Source organism: Pandoraea bronchicola (assembly GCF_902459805.1).
Taxonomy (GTDB): Bacteria; Pseudomonadota; Gammaproteobacteria; order Burkholderiales; family Burkholderiaceae; genus Pandoraea; species Pandoraea bronchicola.
The window spans coordinates 103013-119611 of sequence record NZ_CABPST010000005.1; the positions used below are offsets into that span (position 1 = coordinate 103013).

General features: G+C 63.8%; 17 protein-coding genes and 1 pseudogene. 11 read left to right on the plus strand and 7 right to left on the minus strand.

Annotation, left to right across the window (positions count from 1 at the left end):
- Nucleotides 1–2: 2 nt before the first annotated feature.
- The gene (locus PBR20603_RS11980) at nucleotides 3–224 is read right to left on the minus strand and encodes a hypothetical protein (RefSeq protein ID WP_150559758.1); all 222 of its coding nucleotides are present in this window, start codon (nucleotides 222–224) and stop codon (nucleotides 3–5) included.
- On the opposite strand from PBR20603_RS11980, the gene PBR20603_RS11985 reads away from it, so the two are divergent.
- A complete protein-coding gene (locus PBR20603_RS11985; protein WP_150559759.1) occupies nucleotides 208–816 on the plus strand; it encodes a GNAT family N-acetyltransferase in 609 nt (202 codons plus the stop codon). The two genes, PBR20603_RS11980 and PBR20603_RS11985, sit on opposite strands and share 17 nt — an antisense overlap.
- Nucleotides 817–939: 123 nt before the next feature.
- Nucleotides 940–2274 (plus strand): MFS transporter, encoded by a 1335-nt coding sequence (locus PBR20603_RS11990; RefSeq protein ID WP_246174624.1) that lies wholly within the window; start codon nucleotides 940–942, stop codon nucleotides 2272–2274.
- A gap of 46 nt (nucleotides 2275–2320) precedes the next feature.
- Here PBR20603_RS11990 and PBR20603_RS11995 read toward each other — a convergent pair whose 3' ends face one another.
- From PBR20603_RS11995 to PBR20603_RS12005, 3 genes are read right to left on the minus strand one after another with little or no spacing between them, the layout of a single operon-like run.
- Nucleotides 2321–2743 carry a DUF6691 family protein gene (locus PBR20603_RS11995; RefSeq protein ID WP_150559761.1) on the minus strand — a complete coding sequence of 141 codons (423 nt, stop codon included), beginning with the start codon at nucleotides 2741–2743 and terminating at the stop codon, nucleotides 2321–2323.
- Nucleotides 2740–3186 carry a YeeE/YedE family protein gene (locus PBR20603_RS12000; RefSeq protein ID WP_150559762.1) on the minus strand — a complete coding sequence of 149 codons (447 nt, stop codon included), beginning with the start codon at nucleotides 3184–3186 and terminating at the stop codon, nucleotides 2740–2742. The genes PBR20603_RS11995 and PBR20603_RS12000 overlap by 4 nt, the downstream gene beginning before the upstream one ends.
- Nucleotides 3187–3233: 47 nt before the next feature.
- Nucleotides 3234–3596 (minus strand): ArsR/SmtB family transcription factor, encoded by a 363-nt coding sequence (locus PBR20603_RS12005; RefSeq protein WP_150559763.1) that lies wholly within the window; start codon nucleotides 3594–3596, stop codon nucleotides 3234–3236.
- A gap of 111 nt (nucleotides 3597–3707) precedes the next feature.
- Here PBR20603_RS12005 and PBR20603_RS12010 point away from each other — a divergent pair, with 111 nt between their 5' ends.
- On the plus strand, nucleotides 3708–4577 hold the full coding sequence (locus tag PBR20603_RS12010) for an MBL fold metallo-hydrolase (protein WP_150559764.1): 870 nt from the start codon (nucleotides 3708–3710) through the stop codon (nucleotides 4575–4577).
- On the opposite strand, the gene PBR20603_RS12015 is transcribed toward PBR20603_RS12010, so the two are convergent.
- Nucleotides 4564–5463, minus strand: coding sequence for a LysR family transcriptional regulator (locus tag PBR20603_RS12015; protein WP_246174589.1), 900 nt, complete (start codon nucleotides 5461–5463; stop codon nucleotides 4564–4566). The two genes, PBR20603_RS12010 and PBR20603_RS12015, sit on opposite strands and share 14 nt — an antisense overlap.
- A 109-nt stretch (nucleotides 5464–5572) precedes the next feature.
- Here PBR20603_RS12015 and PBR20603_RS12020 point away from each other — a divergent pair, with 109 nt between their 5' ends.
- The 5 genes and pseudogenes from PBR20603_RS12020 to PBR20603_RS12040 form a co-directional block, all read left to right on the plus strand.
- Nucleotides 5573–5974 carry a tautomerase family protein gene (locus tag PBR20603_RS12020; RefSeq protein ID WP_150559765.1) on the plus strand — a complete coding sequence of 134 codons (402 nt, stop codon included), beginning with the start codon at nucleotides 5573–5575 and terminating at the stop codon, nucleotides 5972–5974.
- Between the two features lie 192 nt (nucleotides 5975–6166).
- Nucleotides 6167–6580 carry a YXWGXW repeat-containing protein gene (locus tag PBR20603_RS12025; protein WP_150559766.1) on the plus strand — a complete coding sequence of 138 codons (414 nt, stop codon included), beginning with the start codon at nucleotides 6167–6169 and terminating at the stop codon, nucleotides 6578–6580.
- 221 nt (nucleotides 6581–6801) lie between these two features.
- Nucleotides 6802–7647 (plus strand): ABC transporter substrate-binding protein, encoded by an 846-nt coding sequence (locus tag PBR20603_RS12030; RefSeq protein WP_150559767.1) that lies wholly within the window; start codon nucleotides 6802–6804, stop codon nucleotides 7645–7647.
- A gap of 79 nt (nucleotides 7648–7726) precedes the next feature.
- Nucleotides 7727–8449 carry an amino acid ABC transporter permease gene (locus PBR20603_RS12035; protein ID WP_150559768.1) on the plus strand — a complete coding sequence of 241 codons (723 nt, stop codon included), beginning with the start codon at nucleotides 7727–7729 and terminating at the stop codon, nucleotides 8447–8449.
- Between the two features lie 33 nt (nucleotides 8450–8482).
- Nucleotides 8483–9208 (plus strand): annotated as a pseudogene (locus tag PBR20603_RS12040) (amino acid ABC transporter permease); the annotation flags it as partial.
- A gap of 127 nt (nucleotides 9209–9335) precedes the next feature.
- Here PBR20603_RS12040 and PBR20603_RS12045 read toward each other — a convergent pair.
- Nucleotides 9336–11624: an NADP-dependent malic enzyme gene (locus PBR20603_RS12045; RefSeq protein ID WP_150559770.1), complete on the minus strand. Its 2289-nt coding sequence runs from the start codon at nucleotides 11622–11624 to the stop codon at nucleotides 9336–9338.
- Nucleotides 11625–11828: 204 nt separating this feature from the next.
- Here PBR20603_RS12045 and PBR20603_RS12050 point away from each other — a divergent pair, with 204 nt between their 5' ends.
- Together PBR20603_RS12050 and PBR20603_RS12055 are read left to right on the plus strand one after the other, a co-directional pair.
- The gene (locus tag PBR20603_RS12050) at nucleotides 11829–12791 is read left to right on the plus strand and encodes a LysR family transcriptional regulator (protein ID WP_150559771.1); all 963 of its coding nucleotides are present in this window, start codon (nucleotides 11829–11831) and stop codon (nucleotides 12789–12791) included.
- A gap of 131 nt (nucleotides 12792–12922) precedes the next feature.
- The gene (locus PBR20603_RS12055) at nucleotides 12923–14197 is read left to right on the plus strand and encodes an autotransporter strand-loop-strand O-heptosyltransferase (protein ID WP_150559772.1); all 1275 of its coding nucleotides are present in this window, start codon (nucleotides 12923–12925) and stop codon (nucleotides 14195–14197) included.
- 89 nt (nucleotides 14198–14286) lie between these two features.
- Here the strand turns inward: PBR20603_RS12055 and PBR20603_RS12060 are convergent, their stop codons facing one another.
- Nucleotides 14287–15303, minus strand: a complete 1017-nt coding sequence (locus PBR20603_RS12060) for a transporter (RefSeq protein WP_150559773.1) — start codon at nucleotides 15301–15303, stop codon at nucleotides 14287–14289.
- A gap of 333 nt (nucleotides 15304–15636) precedes the next feature.
- Here PBR20603_RS12060 and ppk2 point away from each other — a divergent pair, with 333 nt between their 5' ends.
- Complete coding sequence (gene ppk2, locus PBR20603_RS12065) at nucleotides 15637–16557, plus strand: polyphosphate kinase 2 (RefSeq protein WP_150559774.1); 921 nt, start codon at nucleotides 15637–15639, stop codon at nucleotides 16555–16557.
- The last annotated feature ends 42 nt before the right edge of the window (nucleotides 16558–16599 follow it).

The following is a 16599-nucleotide window of genomic DNA, read 5'->3' on the forward strand; positions in this document are numbered from 1 at the left end:
TCTCATGCATCGATCTCATTTCCCGAATTGGAAGCGTTTTCGTAAGATAGGAGAATTGTTGCCCCCCGGATACCGGCCAAGGCCCATGCGACAAGGGTTACCGGAGAGACGGCTGTATTGGCGCGGTTGAAATTAAGCAAATCCTGATTTGTGCTGATCGGCAATGGCCGTCTGAATTCGAACTGATTCAACAGGGATTTTGAGCGCATGACGACTTCGAACATTGCCGTGGATACTCCCTCGCCTTTCGGCACACCCGCGCCTACGCTCACGACCGAGCGCACGATCTTGCGTCAGTGGCGCACAGACGATCTGCCGCTTTTTGCCGCACTCAACGCCGATCGCGAAGTCATGCGCCATTTTCCGACGACGCTCGATCGGGCCCAGAGCGACGCCGTCGCCCACCGGCTGGCGCAGCATATCGAGACGCATGGCTACGGCCCGTGGGCGCTGGAGATTCCGGGCGTGACGCCTTTCGCCGGCTTCGTGGGGTTGATGCGCGTCGGTTTCGACGCCCCTTTCGTGCCGGCGGTGGAGATCGGCTGGCGGCTCGCATCCCCATGGTGGTCGAAGGGATATGCAACGGAAGCGGCGAGCGCCGCGGTACGGTTCGCGTTCGAAACGCTGGGCCTCGACGGACTGGTTTCGTTCACCGTGCCCGCCAACGTCCGCTCACGAGCGGTCATGCAGCGTATCGGCATGCGCCACTGCCCGGACGAGGACTTTCTCCATCCGTTGATTCCGCCCGGCCATCGGCTGCGCCGTCACGTGCTGTATCGGCTGGATGCCAACGAATTGGCGACCGACAAACGATGAGCGTCGCCTTTACGATTGAAGCGAACGCTTAAATCGTGTGACAATCGGAATCTTTGCGCCAGCCGTTCCCCCATCGTGTCGCGCGCCGTCATCATCCCGCTCATCATCGCCTGCGCTCTGTTCATGGAGAACATCGACGCCACGGTGATCACTACGTCGCTGCCAGCCATGGCACGCGATCTGCACCAAGACCCGATCTCACTGAAGATGGCGCTCACCGCCTATGTGGTCGGGCTGGGCATCTTCATCCCGATCTGCGGCTGGGTCTCCGACCGCTTCGGGGCGCGTAACGTCTTTCGCACCGCGATCGGCATTTTCATGGCCGGATCGATCCTGTGCGCGTTATCGTTTTCGTTGCCGACGTTCGTGTTCGCCCGCTTCCTGCAAGGTGTCGGCGGCGCAATGATGGTGCCGGTCGGCCGCCTCGTGATCTTTCGCGCGGTGCCCAAGCATGATCTGGTCAAGGCCATTGGCTATCTGACGATGCCCGCGCTGCTCGGCCCGGTCATCGGCCCGCCGCTCGGCGGTGCCATTACGGCCTATCTGCACTGGCGCTGGATCTTCTTCATCAACATTCCGGTCAGCTTGCTCGGCATCTACCTCGCGGGCAAGTACATCGACAACGAGCGCGGGGGCGACGCCGGCCGCCTCGACACCCTCGGCTTTGTTCTCTCTGCACTCGGCAGCGGTCTGCTCATGCTGGGGCTGGCGATGATCGGCGAACATCAGGTCGCCGACAGCGTCGTGATCGCCATGTGCGTATTAGGGGCGTGGTTTGTCTACGCCTACTGGCGGCACGCGAATCGCGTGGAAGCGCCGCTGCTCGACTTCCGTCTCCTGCGCATTCCGACGTTCCACGCCAGTGTCGTCGGTGGCTCGCTCTTTCGCATCGGTTTGGGGGCAGTGCCATTTCTGCTGCCGCTGGCGCTGCAGGAGGGGCTGCAGATGGACCCGTTCGAATCCGGCATGATCACCTGCGCGTCGGCGTTCGGTGCGATTTTCATGAAGGCCATCGCGCAACGGGTGCTGGCGAAATTCGGCTTCCGCCGTGTGCTGATCGTCAACGCGGCACTGGCAGGACTGGCGCTCTCGTCCTATGGGCTGTTCACGCACGACACACCGGTGCTCGTGATGCTGGGCGTGGTGGCGTTCGGCGGTTTCTTCCCGTCGCTGCAATTCACCTGCCTGAACTCGATCGTGTACGCCGACATTGCGAGTGCCGACGCGAGCCGTGCAACTAGCCTCGCGAGCGTAGTGCAGCAGTTGTCGCTGGGATTGGGTGTGACGATTTCGGGGATGGTGCTGCAGGCGAGCAGCCGGCTGGCTGGTCACGAACACCTGACGGCCAGCGACTTCCTCCCGGCGTTCCTCGTGATCGGGCTGTTCTCGTGGCTATCAATCCCGGTCACCCGCCAGCTACCCGCCGACGCGGGCACGGAGCTGGCAGGCAAACACTGAGCCGGGAGCGCCATCTCCAGCCTTATTTCCGGCCTTATTTCGTGCCTTATTTCGCGCTCACGCGGGCGAAACCCGCGTGCAGCGCCATGCCGGCGATCATCGCGACGACAAACAGCAGCCCTTTGCCGGACCCCGCGCCAAGCAATACGAGCGCCGGGCCCGGGCAAATCCCGGCCATTCCCCAGCCGACACCGAACAGCAACGCGCCGAGCACGAGCCGTTTGTCGAGACCGCGCGAGGCAGGCCAGACACGCGGCTCGCCCGTCCACGCCATTGGCCGTGAACGCGCCAGCCGGAATCCGACGAGCCCCACGGCGATGGCCCCGCCCATGACAAACGCCAGCGACGGATCCCACTTGCCGGTCACATCGAGAAAGCCCAGCACCTTTGCCGGATTGGCCATGCCCGCGAGAATCAGCCCAAGCCCGAAGACGAGCCCGCCAGCAAATGCAAAAACCAGCTTCTTCATACGCCACCTCCCACGTTGAGGACATGCCGCACGACAAACACCGTCAGAAAGCCGGTCGCCATGAAACACAGCGTGGCGACGAGCGAGCGCCAAGACAATCGAGAGAGACCGCACACCCCATGGCCGCTTGTGCAGCCCGACCCGAGCCGTGTGCCGAAGCCAACCAGCAAACCGGCCGCGACGAGCATGGCGGTGCCGGCATCAATCTGCGCTTCGGGCACGACAGCCACGGCGCGATACACCCAAGGCGCTGCCACTAGTCCCGCGATGAATGTGACGCGCCAACCCACATCCCCGGCGCTGGGGCGCAGCAGGCCACCTACGATGCCGGAGATTCCGGCGATGCGTCCGGCCGCCAGCATGAGCCAGACGGCGGCGAGTCCAATCAGCACGCCACCGGCCAACGCGGTCCACGGCGTGAAATGAAGGGTATCCAGAGTCATGGGCGAAGCCTTTCGTCAAGCAAACGTGGCGGTGGGAAACAAAGCCATCAGGATTTCGGACAGAACTGATCGTAGAGGCAAGCCAGCACGGCAAGCACTTCGCCGTCTGCGACCGAATAGTAGATGCGCTTGCCGTCACGACGCGTTCTCACCAGCGCCTCGGTGCGCAGTACGGCAAGTTGCTGCGAGAGCGTCGGTTGCCGGATGTCGAGTTGCGCTTCCAGTTCGCCGACGGACAACTCCCCTTGCGTGAGCTGGCACAGAATCAGCAGACGGTCTTCGTTGGCGAGCGCGCGCAGCAGCGCCGTGGCGTCGCGCGCGGCGGTTCGCAAGCGCGCGATGTCAAGCGGCGCAACGTCTGCGGAGACGCTCGCCCGGCCGACAGGGGATAGCGCAGTCACTCGAGGCATGGCAGGATCGATGCAAATCAGGAAGTCGCGGCGCGACGCGATGTCACGTCGATTGCGTACACTTTACTGATTTATAATATATGAATTGATAAATTTTTGCAGGAGCCGGTCATGTCAGCCACGCCAGCACACATCGAAGCCTTCTTCGACACCGCTACCGCGACGGTAACGTATGTCGTGTTCGATGCGCCGGGCGGACACGCGGCGATCATCGATCCGGTGCTCGACTACGATCCCAAAGCGGGCCGCACGCACACGGCGTCGGCCGAGCGTGTCCTCGACTTCGTCGCGGCACACCAGTTGACGGTCGACTGGATTCTCGAGACGCATGCGCATGCCGATCACCTGTCTGCGGCGCGCTGGCTCAAAGACCATGTGGGCGGGCGCATCGCCATCGGTGCGCACATCCGCGACGTCCAGCATGTCTTCAAGAAGCTGTTTCATCTGGGCGCCGACGTACCGCCCGACGGCTCGCAATTCGACCACCTGTTCGACGACGGTGAGACGTTCGCCATCGGCGCATTGCAGGCGCAGGCGATGTTCGTGCCGGGCCATACGCCGGCCGACATGGCCTATCGCGTGGGCGACGCCGTCTTCGTGGGCGACACGCTCTTCATGCCCGATGTCGGCACCGCACGCTGTGACTTCCCCGGCGGCAATGCCCATACGCTGTTTCGCTCGATTCGCCGACTGCTGGCGTTGCCCGAGTCGACCCGGCTGTTCATGTGCCACGACTATCCGCCGGCCGGACGCGCGGCGAACTGGCAGACGACGGTCGGCGAGCAGCGCCGGGCAAACATCCACGTTCACGACGGCATCGACGAGGACGCCTTCGTCGCCATGCGCGAAGCCCGCGACAGGACGCTCGACATGCCGACGCTGATCCTGCCCGCCGTCCAGGTCAACATTCGCGCAGGCGACATGCCCGCGCCGGAGGCTAACGGCACGCGCTATCTGAAGATTCCGCTCAACGCGCTGTAAGCTGCTCGGCCAACGCATCGCGCGCCTGCGTGACCCATCCGGGTTCGCCACGGCGCGGGGGTAGCAGATGAAACTCTGCGTGCGGCAGCGAAGGCAAGCGCCGCCCGGGTATCAGCGTCTCGATGCGCGCAAGCGCCGGCCCCGCCGCCGACGCATTCAGGCACGCCACCCCCAGCCCCGCGCTCAACGCCAACTGCAAACCCGCCACCCCAGACGCCACATGCGCAATCGTGTAAGGCACGCGATGCTCGTCAAGCCATTGCGTGGTAAAGCGGTGCAACGCGCAGGTGTCCGGCAGCACGAGCAGCGGTAGCGGGGTCCCTTCCCCCAGCACGAAATCGGGCGACGCCACCCAGTCGAGCGACTCTCGCCCCAACGTCCGGGTGCCAGTGACCGTGTCGCGGCCGAGGGCTTTGCCAAGCACACGCATCGACAGACCGATGTCGAAGTCGCCGCCGTCGTAGCCCGACTCGATCACGCCACTTTTCAGAATCGTCACGTGAATGCGCAGCGAGGGATACGCCACGCTGAGGTGCCGCAGCATGCGCGCCACGTCGCCTGGGCGAAAGTAATCCGTGATCGCCAGCCGCAACTCGCCCGCGAGCGAGAACCCGCGCACGTCGTGCCACGCCCGCTCGGCCTGTGCGATCAACTGCCGCGCATGGGTCAGAAGGCGCTCGCCTGCCGGCGTCGTCGCCACACCTTGCTTACTGCGCGTGAACAACGCGACGCCAACGCGTTCCTCGAGCTTGCGAACCTGCTCGCTCACCGACGACTGCGACAGAAACACGCGCGGCGCAGCCGCCGAGAGGCTGCCCGCTTCGGCCACGGCGACGAAAGTACGCAACTGATCGAAATCGAATCCGGGAGCCATCATCCCACCCATTGAAGAAACCGATGGATGGAATCATAAATTCCCGCTTTTCCGATGTCAAACCTCTCCCTAGACTGACGTCGTTGTCTTCGCACATCACTCAACCTTTGGGAGTCGCACCATGCCTCACATCGTTTTGCAACTTTCTGGCACGCCCGACGACACGCTCACCCGCGAGGCCGTGCGCGCCGTGTCGCAATTGACCGTCGACACGCTGCACAAGGCACCCGAGGTGATTGCCGTGACCGTTGACTATATTCCGCATGCACGCTGGTTCATCGGCGGTGCGCCGCTGTCGGAACAAGGGAAAAACGCCTTCCATCTGGATATCAGCGTGACGGACGAGACCAACACCAAAGCCGAGAAGGCGCAGTTCATCGCACAGGTCTTCGAAACGCTCTCGGGGCTGCTCGGTAACGTGCACACGTGCTCCTACATTCATGTCATCGACGCCCGCGCTGCGGCCTATGGATACGGCGGACGCACGCAGGAATTCCGTCATCAGCGCGCGTCGAAGGTGTAATACCCAACGTTCGCAGCGATCGGCGAGCCATCCCGATCACGCGCCAACCGCTGCGAACGCCGAGCCTACGGGCTTTTCGGCGAATGGAACGAAACATTTTCAACACTTTCTTACGACTATTTGCTTCGTAACGGACGCGTTCCCCTCTTACGATGAAGATGTACCAAAACATCGCTTTCAAAGGGGGCGAATATGAAAAAACTGACTCTGACCATTGCGCTCGTTGCTGCCACGCTCGGCGGTTTTGCCGTGGCACCGGCACATGCCCAGGTGGGCGTTTCGATCAGCATCGGGGCGCCGCCCGCACCGCGCTACGAGCCGGTTCCGCCGCCGCGCGTCGGGTATGTCTGGGCGCCGGGATTCTGGGACTGGGACGGCCACCGCCACGTGTGGCACGGCGGCCATTGGGAACTTGAACGTCCGGGGTATGCCTATCGCGCACCGGCCTGGCATCAGGGTCCGCATGGCTGGGAGCTGAACCGCGGTGGCTGGGATCACGGAGATCGTGGAGATCATGGGGATCGCGGAGATCATGGGGATCGCGGCCGGGGACCGGATCGTCACGATGACCACGATCGTGGGAACGGTTACGGTCATCGCGACTGATCCCTTTCCCTTGTTCCTCAGCATGGCCTGTACGCCGGCGCTTATCAGCGCCGGCGTTTTGCTAAGAAAAATCGATTGGTTGGGCGCGCGTGGGTGCGCCGTTATCGTAGAGAACCCGCTCGCTGCTACCCGCAGCCGGTCCCCGCCAATGTCTGTCCGCCGTTTGCGTTGGCAAGACCGGGACTCGAGACGGATCTACGCAAAACGGAGCCCAACAGGCCATGCAAAACAAGACTCGCCAACCACGCGCACGACTCACTGTGTCGACTCTCGCTGCCGCGCTGCTTTCGGTCGCGGCCTTCGCGCCCCTTGCCGCGCACGCCGACAAGCTCGACGACATCAAAAAGGCCGGCGTGCTGCGCGTTGCCACGTTCGACAGCAACCCGCCGTTCGGCTACGTCGACGCGAAGTCGCACAAGATCGTCGGCCTCGACGTCGACTATGCGAAAGCGCTGGCCGACAAGCTCGGCGTGAAGCTCGAAATCCAGCCGACAAACCCGGCCAACCGCATTCCGTTCCTCACCTCGAAGAAGGTCGATCTCGTGCTGGCGAACTTCACCATCACAGACGAGCGCGCCAAGCAGATCGATTTCAGCATTCCGTACTTCTCGTCGGGTCAGCAGTTCCTCGCGAAGAAGGGCACGCTGTCGTCGCCCGATCAACTGAGCGCGCTGCGCATCGGCGCCGACAAGGGCACGACCAACGAAATCACGCTGCGAGAGAAATTCCCGAAGGCGACGATCGTGGCGTTCGACGACACGCCGTTCGCGTTCGCCGCACTGCGCACCGGCACGGTCCAGGCGATCACGCAGGATGGTCCGAAGCTCGTCGGCCTGCTGGCCAACGTGCCGGACAAGCAGAACTACGAGATCCCGGCGTTCACGATTTCGAACGACTACATGGGCGTGGGCGTTCCCAAGGGTGAGGCACGCCTGACCGCCTTCGTGAACGATACGCTGCGCGGACTCGAGAAAGACGGCACCGCCGCCAACATTTACGACCGCTGGTTCGGCCCGAACACGGCCCAGCCGCTTCCGCGTCTGTTCAAGATCGGCGACAAGGCCTGACGCTTGCCCGTCGGCCTCGCCGGGGCGCACGCGGTGAAAGCCCCGTGCGCACCCGGCGTTTTGCCTTGGAATTCCCGTCATGATCGACTGGCTCGCCCCGAAATATGTCGGCTGGCTGCTGCAAGGCTTCGGCGTCACGCTCGCGCTTGCGATTGCCGTGAGCGCCGCCGCCACCTGGCTTGGCTTCGGACTGGCACTCGCACGAGACTCGCGTAACGCACTGCTCGCACGCCCCGCCACCGCCTTCGTCGCGCTCATGCGCAACACCCCGCTGCTGGTGCAACTGTTCTTCTGGTACTTCGGTGTGTCGGCACTGCTGCCCGCCGGTGCCGTGCTGTGGCTCTCACAACCTCACCGTTGGCATCTCGTGCTGTTCGACATTCGCTGGCCCACGCTCGAGACGCTCGCCGGCTTCATCGGGCTCACGATCTACACGACGGCGTTCATCGGCGAAGAAATTCGAGCGGGACTGCGCGGCGTGCCTGCCGGACAGACGCAGGCCGCCGCCGCCCTTGGACTGAGCCGCGTTGCCGTCTTTCGTCACGTCGTGCTGCCGCAAGCCGTGCGCATCGCCATGCCGCCGTTGTTCGGCCAGTACATGAACGTAGTGAAGAACTCATCGCTGACGATGGCCATCGGGCTGGCCGAACTGTCGTATGCGTCGCGGCAGGTGGAGACCGAAACGTTCAAGACGTTTCAGGCGTTCGGCATCGCCACGCTCTTCTATATCGGCGCGATTGCGCTGATCGAAGCCGTGAGTGTCGCCACCACGCATCGTCATGCCGCCGCCCCGTCGCGCTGAGACAGCCACCCGAGCGACCTCCCGGAAGCCTTCATGAATTTCTCCGCCGTACTCGACAACCTGCCCTATCTGCTCTGGGGCGACTTTCCCGACGGCCCGCTCTCGGGCGCGGCACTCACACTCGTGCTCGCCACGATCAGTGCGCTGGCCTCCGGCGTGCTGGGACTCGCGGGCGGCATCGCGCTCGCGATGCTCGGCGGCCCGGCGCGCTGGACGCTCACGTTCGTGATCGGCTTCTTTCGCGCCATTCCCGTCTTGATGCTGATCTTCTGGACTTACTTTCTGCTGCCGATCCTGTTCAACGTCAATGTGCCCGGCCTGGCCACGGTGGCCTGTGCGCTCGCCCTGATCGGCGGCGCGTACCTGTCGCATACGGTCTTCGCGGGAATTCGCGGCGTGGGCACGGCGCAGTGGCAAGCGGGTATGTCGCTTGGGCTCACGCGCGCGCAGACACTGCGTCACATCGTGTTGCCTCAGGCGCTGCGCATCATGACGCCATCGTTCATCAATCAGTGGGTGTCGCTGGTCAAAGACACGTCGCTCGCGTACATCGTCGGCGTGGCGGAATTGTCCTTCGTCGCCACGCAGGTCAACAGCCGGTTGATGGTCTATCCGGCCGAAGTCTTTGCGTTCGTCGCGCTGATCTACTTCGTGATGTGCGGCCTGCTCGAATGGCTCTGCACGACGCTGCTCGGCAAGCCGTTGCGGCCCGAGGCAGGGATAGCGAAAACGGAAAAACCCCGGCGCGGCTGGCGGCGCATCACGTCGATGCGGCTGCCAAACCTGCCGGGGCTGACGAACGGTCTGAAAAATCTGACCTGCCGGGGCCGTCGCGACCGGCGCCACGCACCGGGAAAACTACCCGAGCGCGAGCGCCGTGTGGACTTCAGTCACGATTGGCCTGGATAACGGTGAGGGCCGTCATGTTGATGATGCGTCGCACCGTCGAGCTTGAGGTCAGCACGTTGACCGGTGCGCCCACGCCCAGCAGGAACGGTCCCACGGCCACATTGCTGCCGGCGCCCGTCTTGAGCAGGTTGTAGGCGATGTTGCCCGAGTCCACGTTCGGGCACACCAGCAGGTTGGCGGCGCCCTTCAGACGCGAATGCGGAAGGATACGGCTGCGCAGCGCTTCGTCGAGCGCGCAGTCGCCGTGCATTTCGCCGTCGATCTCCAGCTCCGGCGCCTGCGCCGTGACCATCTCCAGCACACGGCGCATCTTCGTGCCCGACGCCGCGCTGCCCGAGCCGAAGTTCGAGCGCGAGAGCAGCGCGACCTTCGGGTTGAGGTTCAGCCACGTCATCTGCTTGGCGGCCGCCAGCGTGAACTCGGCGATCTGTTCGGCCGTCGGGTCGTCGTTGACGTGCGTATCCACAAGTGCCACGGTGCGCTTGTCGAGCAGCAGAATGTTCATCGCCGCGTAGGTGTTCGCGCCAGGCCGCTTGCCGATGACTTCGTCGACGAAGCGCAGGTGGTCGTGGTATGCGCCCACGGTGCCGCAGATCATGCCGTCGGCGTCTCCCAGACGCACCATCATCGCGCCGATCAGCGTAAGACGGCGGCGCATCTCGACGCGCGCCATTTCCTTCGTGATGCCATCACGGCAGCGCAGTTCCCAATAGTTGGTCCAGTACTGATGGAAGCGCTCGTCGTAGTACGGGTTGGTGACTTCGACGTCTTCGCCCAGACGCAGGCGCAGACCGAATTTCTCGATGCGCGCAAGCAGCACTTCCGGACGGCCCACCAGAATCGGGCGGGCCAGCTTTTCGTCGACGATCACCTGCACCGCGCGCAACACGCGCTCTTCCTCGCCTTCCGCGAACACGATACGGGCCTTGCCGCCGTCGCGCACCAGTTGCTTGGCCGCCGAGAAGATCGGCTTCATGAACGCGCCCGAGTGATACACGAACTGCTGCAACTGTTCGGCGTACGCGTCGAAATCGGTGATCGGCCGGGTGGCCACACCGTCTTCCATGGCGGCACGCGCCACGGCCGGCGCGATACGTACGATAAGTCGCGAATCGAACGGCTTCGGAATCAGGTATTCCGGCCCGAACGACAGGTCGTACGCACCATAGGCCGTGGCGACGGAATCATTCGGTTCTTCCTGCGCCAGACCGGCAATCGCGTGGACGGCGGCGATTTCCATGCTGCGCGTGATCGTGGTCGCCCCAACGTCGAGCGCGCCGCGGAAGATGTACGGGAAGCACAGCACGTTGTTGACCTGATTCGGGAAGTCCGAACGGCCCGTGGCGAGCACCACGTCGTCGCGCGCGGCGCGAGCCTCTTCGGGGAATATCTCCGGCGTCGGATTGGCAAGCGCCAGAATCAGCGGACGCGACGCCATCGTCTTGAGCATTTCCGGCTTGAGCACGCCACCGGCGGACAGGCCGAGGAACACGTCGGCGCCCTCGATCACTTCGGCGAGGGTGCGCTTATCGGTTTTCTGCGCGAAACGCGCTTTGTCCGGGTCCATGCCGGCCGCACGGCCTTCATAGACCACGCCATCGATGTCGGTCGCCCAGACGTTCTCGACCGGCAGGCCCAGGTCGACCATCAGGTCCAGGCAAGCGAGCGCGGCAGCGCCGGCCCCCGAGGTGACCACCTTCACTTCGCGGATGTCCTTGCCAACGACCTTCAGGCCGTTGATGAATGCGGCGCTCACGGTGATGGCGGTGCCGTGCTGGTCATCATGAAAGACAGGGATTTTCATCCGCTCGCGCAGCTTGCGCTCGACGGTGAAGCACTCCGGGGCCTTGATGTCTTCCAGGTTGATACCGCCAAACGTGGCTTCGAGGCTGGCAATGATCTCGACGAGCTTGTCCGGATCGCTCTCGGTGATTTCGATGTCGAACACATCGATTCCGGCGAATTTCTTGAACAGGACAGCCTTGCCTTCCATCACCGGCTTGGAGGCGAGCGCACCGATGTTGCCCAGACCGAGCACGGCCGAACCATTCGTGATCACCCCGACCAGATTGCCGCGCGCCGTGTACTTGAACGACTGCGCCGGATCGGCCGCGATTTCCTGACACGGGATGGCAACACCCGGCGTGTAGGCGAGCGCCAGGTCGCGCTGCGTGACGAGCGGCTTGCTGGCCGTCACGGAGATCTTGCCCGGCGTCGGGAACTGGTGATACTCCAGGGCGGCCTGGTGATCGTTGTTGTTGCTCATGGCGTGTCGTCCTCGGTGAATGTCTCGGCTCTGCCAAGCGCCGGGGACCGTTCTGGAGACGATTGCCGCCCCGGCGCATCAGATGTCTGGCCATTCTAGGCAGCCGCCAGCGAGGGACGATTCTGAATTACTATGGGGGCATCATATTTTCGATATAAGCCCGGAGCATCGGGGGTTTCAGGGGACTGAGGACAGATGGGGGCGGTGCCATTCGATACGGGGGAAGCGGTTCGGCGGCTGACGACCCGGCTCAAGATGCGTCATCTCGTGCTGTTGCTGCAAATTCAGCAGCACGGCTCGCTCACCCGGGTGGCCGAGCATATGGCAACGAGTCAGCCGGCGGTCACGAGCGCCCTTGCGGAGCTGGAAAGCATGCTCGGCGGCCCGCTGTTCGACCGGACCCCGCGCGGCATGACGCCAACACCACTGGGCGCAGTCGTGCTCGCCCGAGCGCAGGCGATGGTGCACGATCTGGACCATCTGACCCGTGACATCGAGGCCGTGATGGCCGGGCATGCCGCACGGCTTCAGGTCGGCGTGATCCCCTACATTTCAGGCAAAACGCTTGCGGCCGCCATTCAGCAAACACTCGCCCAGATTCCCCAGCGGCTGACCGTCACCCTGCACGAAGGCACCAGCGAATCGCTGATGGCACAACTGCGCGATCACACGCTCGACGTCGTGATCGGACGCGCGGCAGCCAGCGTCGATCTGACGCAGGTGCAATTCGAAGTGCTTCACCACCAGATGCCGCGCGTGGTGGCCAGCCGCCGTCTGGCCGCCCGGCTCGGACGCAGCGCACCCGTATGGTCGCAACTGGCCGAGCTGGATTGGGTGATGGGCGCCCCCAACACGCCGATGCGCGATCAACTGTCGGACCTGTTCCTGCATGCGGGCGTCGTGCCGCCGGTGCCTGTCGTCGAGAGCTTCTCGTCGCGGCTGACCGGAGAGCTGCTCGCAAGCAGCGAGCGGGCAGTGTCGCTGCTGCCCGCCGACATTGCGCAAGAGCTGGTACGGGTTGCCGGCGTGGCCGTCGTCCCGTGGTCGCTCACCTGGACGCTCCCGCCGGTGGCGATGTTCACCCGCCGCGAAAATCCTCGCGAAACGCATCGGCTTTTCACACAGGCGCTGCGCACTCAATACCAGACGATGACCGGCGCGACATAAGTGCTGTTCGTCCGGCGGAAAGGCGCGGAAAGGTCTTCTGACGTCAAAACCGGGCAATTTCGCGAAATAGACCCGTTTCGGCACGTTTGCCTCGCGATGGCTCGCGTGAGGTCCGGCGTAAGGTGTCGTTCATGAACGATGCCTTCGCCGCCGCCGCCCAAACCAACGTGACGTCCACCGCCAATGCGCCGGTGGTAACGCCGTTTATCCCCTCGCCGCACCAGATCTTTCTGGCGCCCGCCCTGCTGCCGACGCAAGTCGGCCCGGCCGGCCTGCGCTTCGACTTCAACGACGGTGCCCGCGTGGTCATCCCCGATTTCGGCCAGCCGCTGCCGTGGCGCGTGCGGATCAGCGATTTGCGCGATGGCACCGCGCTGACCGAGGTCTCGCTGTCTTCGGGCGTCGTGCGCAGTCCGGCAAAGTACTTTGTGCCGTATGGCATCACGATCTGGCTCAACGACGTGGTGGTCTTCGAACATCGCTACGAGGCCCGCGATCAGGATGTGCTCGTCCAGTTTCCGCTCGCTGCGCTGGGCGACGTCCTCGGCTGGCTGCCCTATGCCCTGCGATTTGCCGAAACACACGGGTGCCGCCTGGCCTGTGTGGTCACGCCTGCGGTAGCGGCGCTGTTTCGCGACGCCTATCCCGGCGTGGACTTCGTCGCGCAAGACAAAGTGGAACGGCGCAAGTATTACGCGACATACAACGTCGGCCTGTTCTTCGACGATAACGAATGCGTCCACCAGCCGCGCGACTTCCGCGAGACAGGGCTGCATCGTACGGCGGCACACATTCTCGGGGTCGACGACGCCGAGACGCCCGCGAAGACAGCACTGCCAGACGTATCACGGCCGATGGCCGAGCCGTATATCTGTATCGCCGTACAGAGCACTGCGCAATGCAAGTACTGGAACCGGCAGGACGGATGGGAGGCGGTCGTAGCAGGCTTGCGCGCGCGCGGTGTGCAAGTCGTGTGCATCGATCAGAAGGCGCGGCATGGCAAAGGGGACTTCTGGCAGTCGATCCCGGAAGGCGCCGTCGACGCAACGGGCGATCTGCCGCTGACCGAACGGGCGCGCTGGCTGATGCACGCAAACGCGTTCATCGGCTTGTCGAGCGGACTGGCCTGGCTCGCGTGGACGATGCGCACGCCCACGGTGCTCATCTCGGGCTTCACGCTCCCGCACAACGAGTTCGCCACACCGTACCGCGTGATCGCGCACGATGTCTGCACCGGCTGTTGGCACGACCCGGCGCTGCGCTACGACCATGACGATTTTCACTGGTGCCCGCGGCATCAGGGCACCGCGCGGGCGTTCGAGTGCACGCGGGAGATTGCCCCGGAGGACGTGCTGGCTGCGGTGGACAAGATACAGGCAGGGGCGGCGGCACACGCAGCGTGCTGAGCGCGGGTCATTGCCGCTCGCGAACGCCGTATCGACCCGGCCGACAACGGCGGGAAGCGACTTCTGGGCTCAACGCCGTCCTGCGTCGCTCAATCGGGCCGCCGCCGAAATGCCCACCAGCCAGCGGCAGCCGTGCCCGAGGCAACGATGGCGACGAGCACCCAAAAGCCGTGCGGATGGTCTGCGAGCGGGATGCCGCCCACGTTCATGCCGAAGAAACCCGCCACGATGTTGATCGGCAACGCGAGCACGGTCACGACCGTCAGCGTGTAAATGGTGCGCTCCGTGCGCTCGCTGACCATTGCCGCGATCTCTTCCTGCAATAGTTTGATCCGCTCGAGCAATGCCGACAGGTCGTTTAGCACCACTGCGAACTCTTCCGTCGCCTGACGGAATTCCTGCACGTCCTCGGCATGCCCCCACACGGGAGGACGGCTGAGCAGCCGGAAAAGCGCCGCCGGCTCCGGGGCCAGCAGACGCTGCAATCGCACGAGCACGCGGCGCAACGACCCCAGGTCGGCGCGATTGCTCTCGATGCGCTGCTGCAATAACCGATCCTCGACCGTATCCACACGGCGGCTCGTCTCACGCACGATGCGCTCGAGCACATCCGCCTGATCGCGCAGCAGGTGCACCAGCAGCGCCAGCGGCGAGCGGAAGGCATCGCCGCGTTTGACCGACGCCCGCAACTTGTCGATAGAGCGCAGCGGCTTCACGCGGCCAGTCACCAGCAGCCGCGCGTTCGCCGCGACCCGCAACGTCGAAATCTCCGACTGCGCAATGTCGAACGCGAAAATCACGTCGTTGATGACGGCAAGCAGCCAGTCGTCGGAATGTTCGATGCGTGTGGAGCGAGACCCTTCACCCAGACTCTCGTGGAATTCGTGAGGCAGGCTCAGATGCTGTTGCAGCCACTTCTCGCACGCCGCGTGCGCGAAGTTGAAATGCAGCCACAGAAAGCCTGGCGCACGCTCACCTTGCGCCAGCCACCCGAGCGCCCCGGCCGTATCGATCGGTTCGGGCGGCGCGCCGTCGGTAAATCGGTAGCCGTAGATCAGGCCAGCCTGATCGCAGCCGTAAGCGTTGTGAACCAGGTCGGCGAACATGCGTGCGGTGTCTGAACGGACGTGGGGATTGACATGAACCGCACCGCGGCACGGTGGGATCGGCCATCATGACAATGTCATATTTCGTTTTCGTGACAACAAAATCCCATGCCCACCACCGCCCCCCAAGCCGTGCTTGCCCGCCTGACGGGCCGCAACGAGGCGCTCGGCCGGACCGGTATTCGCCAACGCCATGCGAGTGTCATAAAATCGTCGCATACTCGAACTCACCCTCGGGCGCGCCATGCACGCGGTATCGCGCAGCGTATGCCTGCCGTCACCCAAGCTACAAGGGTGCCTTTTGTGTTTTCTGGCCCGTAAGAGATCGTCGCCATGACCCAATTCGATTCCGACGCCGACCACGACGCCTCGCTCGCGCGTCGCCTCCAGGATGACCTGATCGACAGCTACGATGAAGAGATCGAGATGGAAATCGACGACCTTCGTCTGCCCGGCCTGAACGATCTGACCGATGCCGCCCGCGGCGATCGTCTGCAATACTTCCGCGAGCTGTTCCGTCTGCAAGGCGAACTCGTCAAATTGCAGGACTGGGTGATTCGCAGCCGTCACCGGCTTGTGGTGATCTTCGAAGGCCGCGACGCCGCAGGCAAGGGCGGTGCAATCAAGCGCATCACGCAACGCCTGAATCCCCGTGTGTGCCGTGTGGCCGCCCTGCCCGCGCCCAACGATCGCGAGCGCACGCAGTGGTATTTCCAACGTTATGTCCAGCATCTGCCCGCCGCAGGCGAGATCGTGCTGTTCGACCGAAGCTGGTACAACCGCGCCGGCGTGGAACACGTGATGGGTTTCTGCACCGAGAGCGAGTACGAGGAATTCTTCCGCTCGGTGCCAGAGTTCGAAAAGATGCTCGTGCGCAGCGGCATCCAGATCGTCAAGTACTGGTTCTCGATCTCGGACGAAGAGCAGGAAGCGCGCTTCCTCGCGCGCATTCAGGACCCGCTCAAGCAGTGGAAACTCAGCCCGATGGACCTGGAAAGCCGTCGTCGCTGGGAAAGCTATACGCGCGCCAAGGAAGTGATGATCGAGCGCACGCACATTCCGGAAGCCCCGTGGTGGGTGGTACAGGCGGACGACAAGAAACGCGCGCGTCTGAACTGCATTCATCACCTGCTCGGACAAATGCCGTATCACGACGTGGAACGCTCGCCCGTGGTGCTGCCCGAGCGCGCGCGCAGCGAGGACTACATCCGTCACCCAGTGGCCAATGAAATGATCGTGCCGGAGATTTACTGACGTCGTTCGATTGACGGTGGCTCAGGCTGCGCATCGCGCACG

What these genes read in the sequence shown, in the direction of transcription:
- PBR20603_RS11985 (WP_150559759.1), top strand. Translation starts at nt 208, where the DNA reads ATGACGACTTCGAACATTGCCGTGGATACTCCCTCGCCTTTCGGCACA.
- PBR20603_RS11980 (WP_150559758.1), bottom strand. Translation starts at nt 224, where the DNA reads ATGTTCGAAGTCGTCATGCGCTCAAAATCCCTGTTGAATCAGTTCGAA.
- PBR20603_RS11990 (WP_246174624.1), top strand. Translation starts at nt 940, where the DNA reads ATGGAGAACATCGACGCCACGGTGATCACTACGTCGCTGCCAGCCATG.
- PBR20603_RS11995 (WP_150559761.1), bottom strand. Translation starts at nt 2,743, where the DNA reads ATGAAGAAGCTGGTTTTTGCATTTGCTGGCGGGCTCGTCTTCGGGCTT.
- PBR20603_RS12000 (WP_150559762.1), bottom strand. Translation starts at nt 3,186, where the DNA reads ATGACTCTGGATACCCTTCATTTCACGCCGTGGACCGCGTTGGCCGGT.
- PBR20603_RS12005 (WP_150559763.1), bottom strand. Translation starts at nt 3,596, where the DNA reads ATGCCTCGAGTGACTGCGCTATCCCCTGTCGGCCGGGCGAGCGTCTCC.
- PBR20603_RS12010 (WP_150559764.1), top strand. Translation starts at nt 3,708, where the DNA reads ATGTCAGCCACGCCAGCACACATCGAAGCCTTCTTCGACACCGCTACC.
- PBR20603_RS12015 (WP_246174589.1), bottom strand. Translation starts at nt 5,463, where the DNA reads ATGGGTGGGATGATGGCTCCCGGATTCGATTTCGATCAGTTGCGTACT.
- PBR20603_RS12020 (WP_150559765.1), top strand. Translation starts at nt 5,573, where the DNA reads ATGCCTCACATCGTTTTGCAACTTTCTGGCACGCCCGACGACACGCTC.
- PBR20603_RS12025 (WP_150559766.1), top strand. Translation starts at nt 6,167, where the DNA reads ATGAAAAAACTGACTCTGACCATTGCGCTCGTTGCTGCCACGCTCGGC.
- PBR20603_RS12030 (WP_150559767.1), top strand. Translation starts at nt 6,802, where the DNA reads ATGCAAAACAAGACTCGCCAACCACGCGCACGACTCACTGTGTCGACT.
- PBR20603_RS12035 (WP_150559768.1), top strand. Translation starts at nt 7,727, where the DNA reads ATGATCGACTGGCTCGCCCCGAAATATGTCGGCTGGCTGCTGCAAGGC.
- PBR20603_RS12045 (WP_150559770.1), bottom strand. Translation starts at nt 11,624, where the DNA reads ATGAGCAACAACAACGATCACCAGGCCGCCCTGGAGTATCACCAGTTC.
- PBR20603_RS12055 (WP_150559772.1), top strand. Translation starts at nt 12,923, where the DNA reads ATGAACGATGCCTTCGCCGCCGCCGCCCAAACCAACGTGACGTCCACC.
- PBR20603_RS12060 (WP_150559773.1), bottom strand. Translation starts at nt 15,303, where the DNA reads ATGTTCGCCGACCTGGTTCACAACGCTTACGGCTGCGATCAGGCTGGC.
- ppk2 (WP_150559774.1), top strand. Translation starts at nt 15,637, where the DNA reads ATGACCCAATTCGATTCCGACGCCGACCACGACGCCTCGCTCGCGCGT.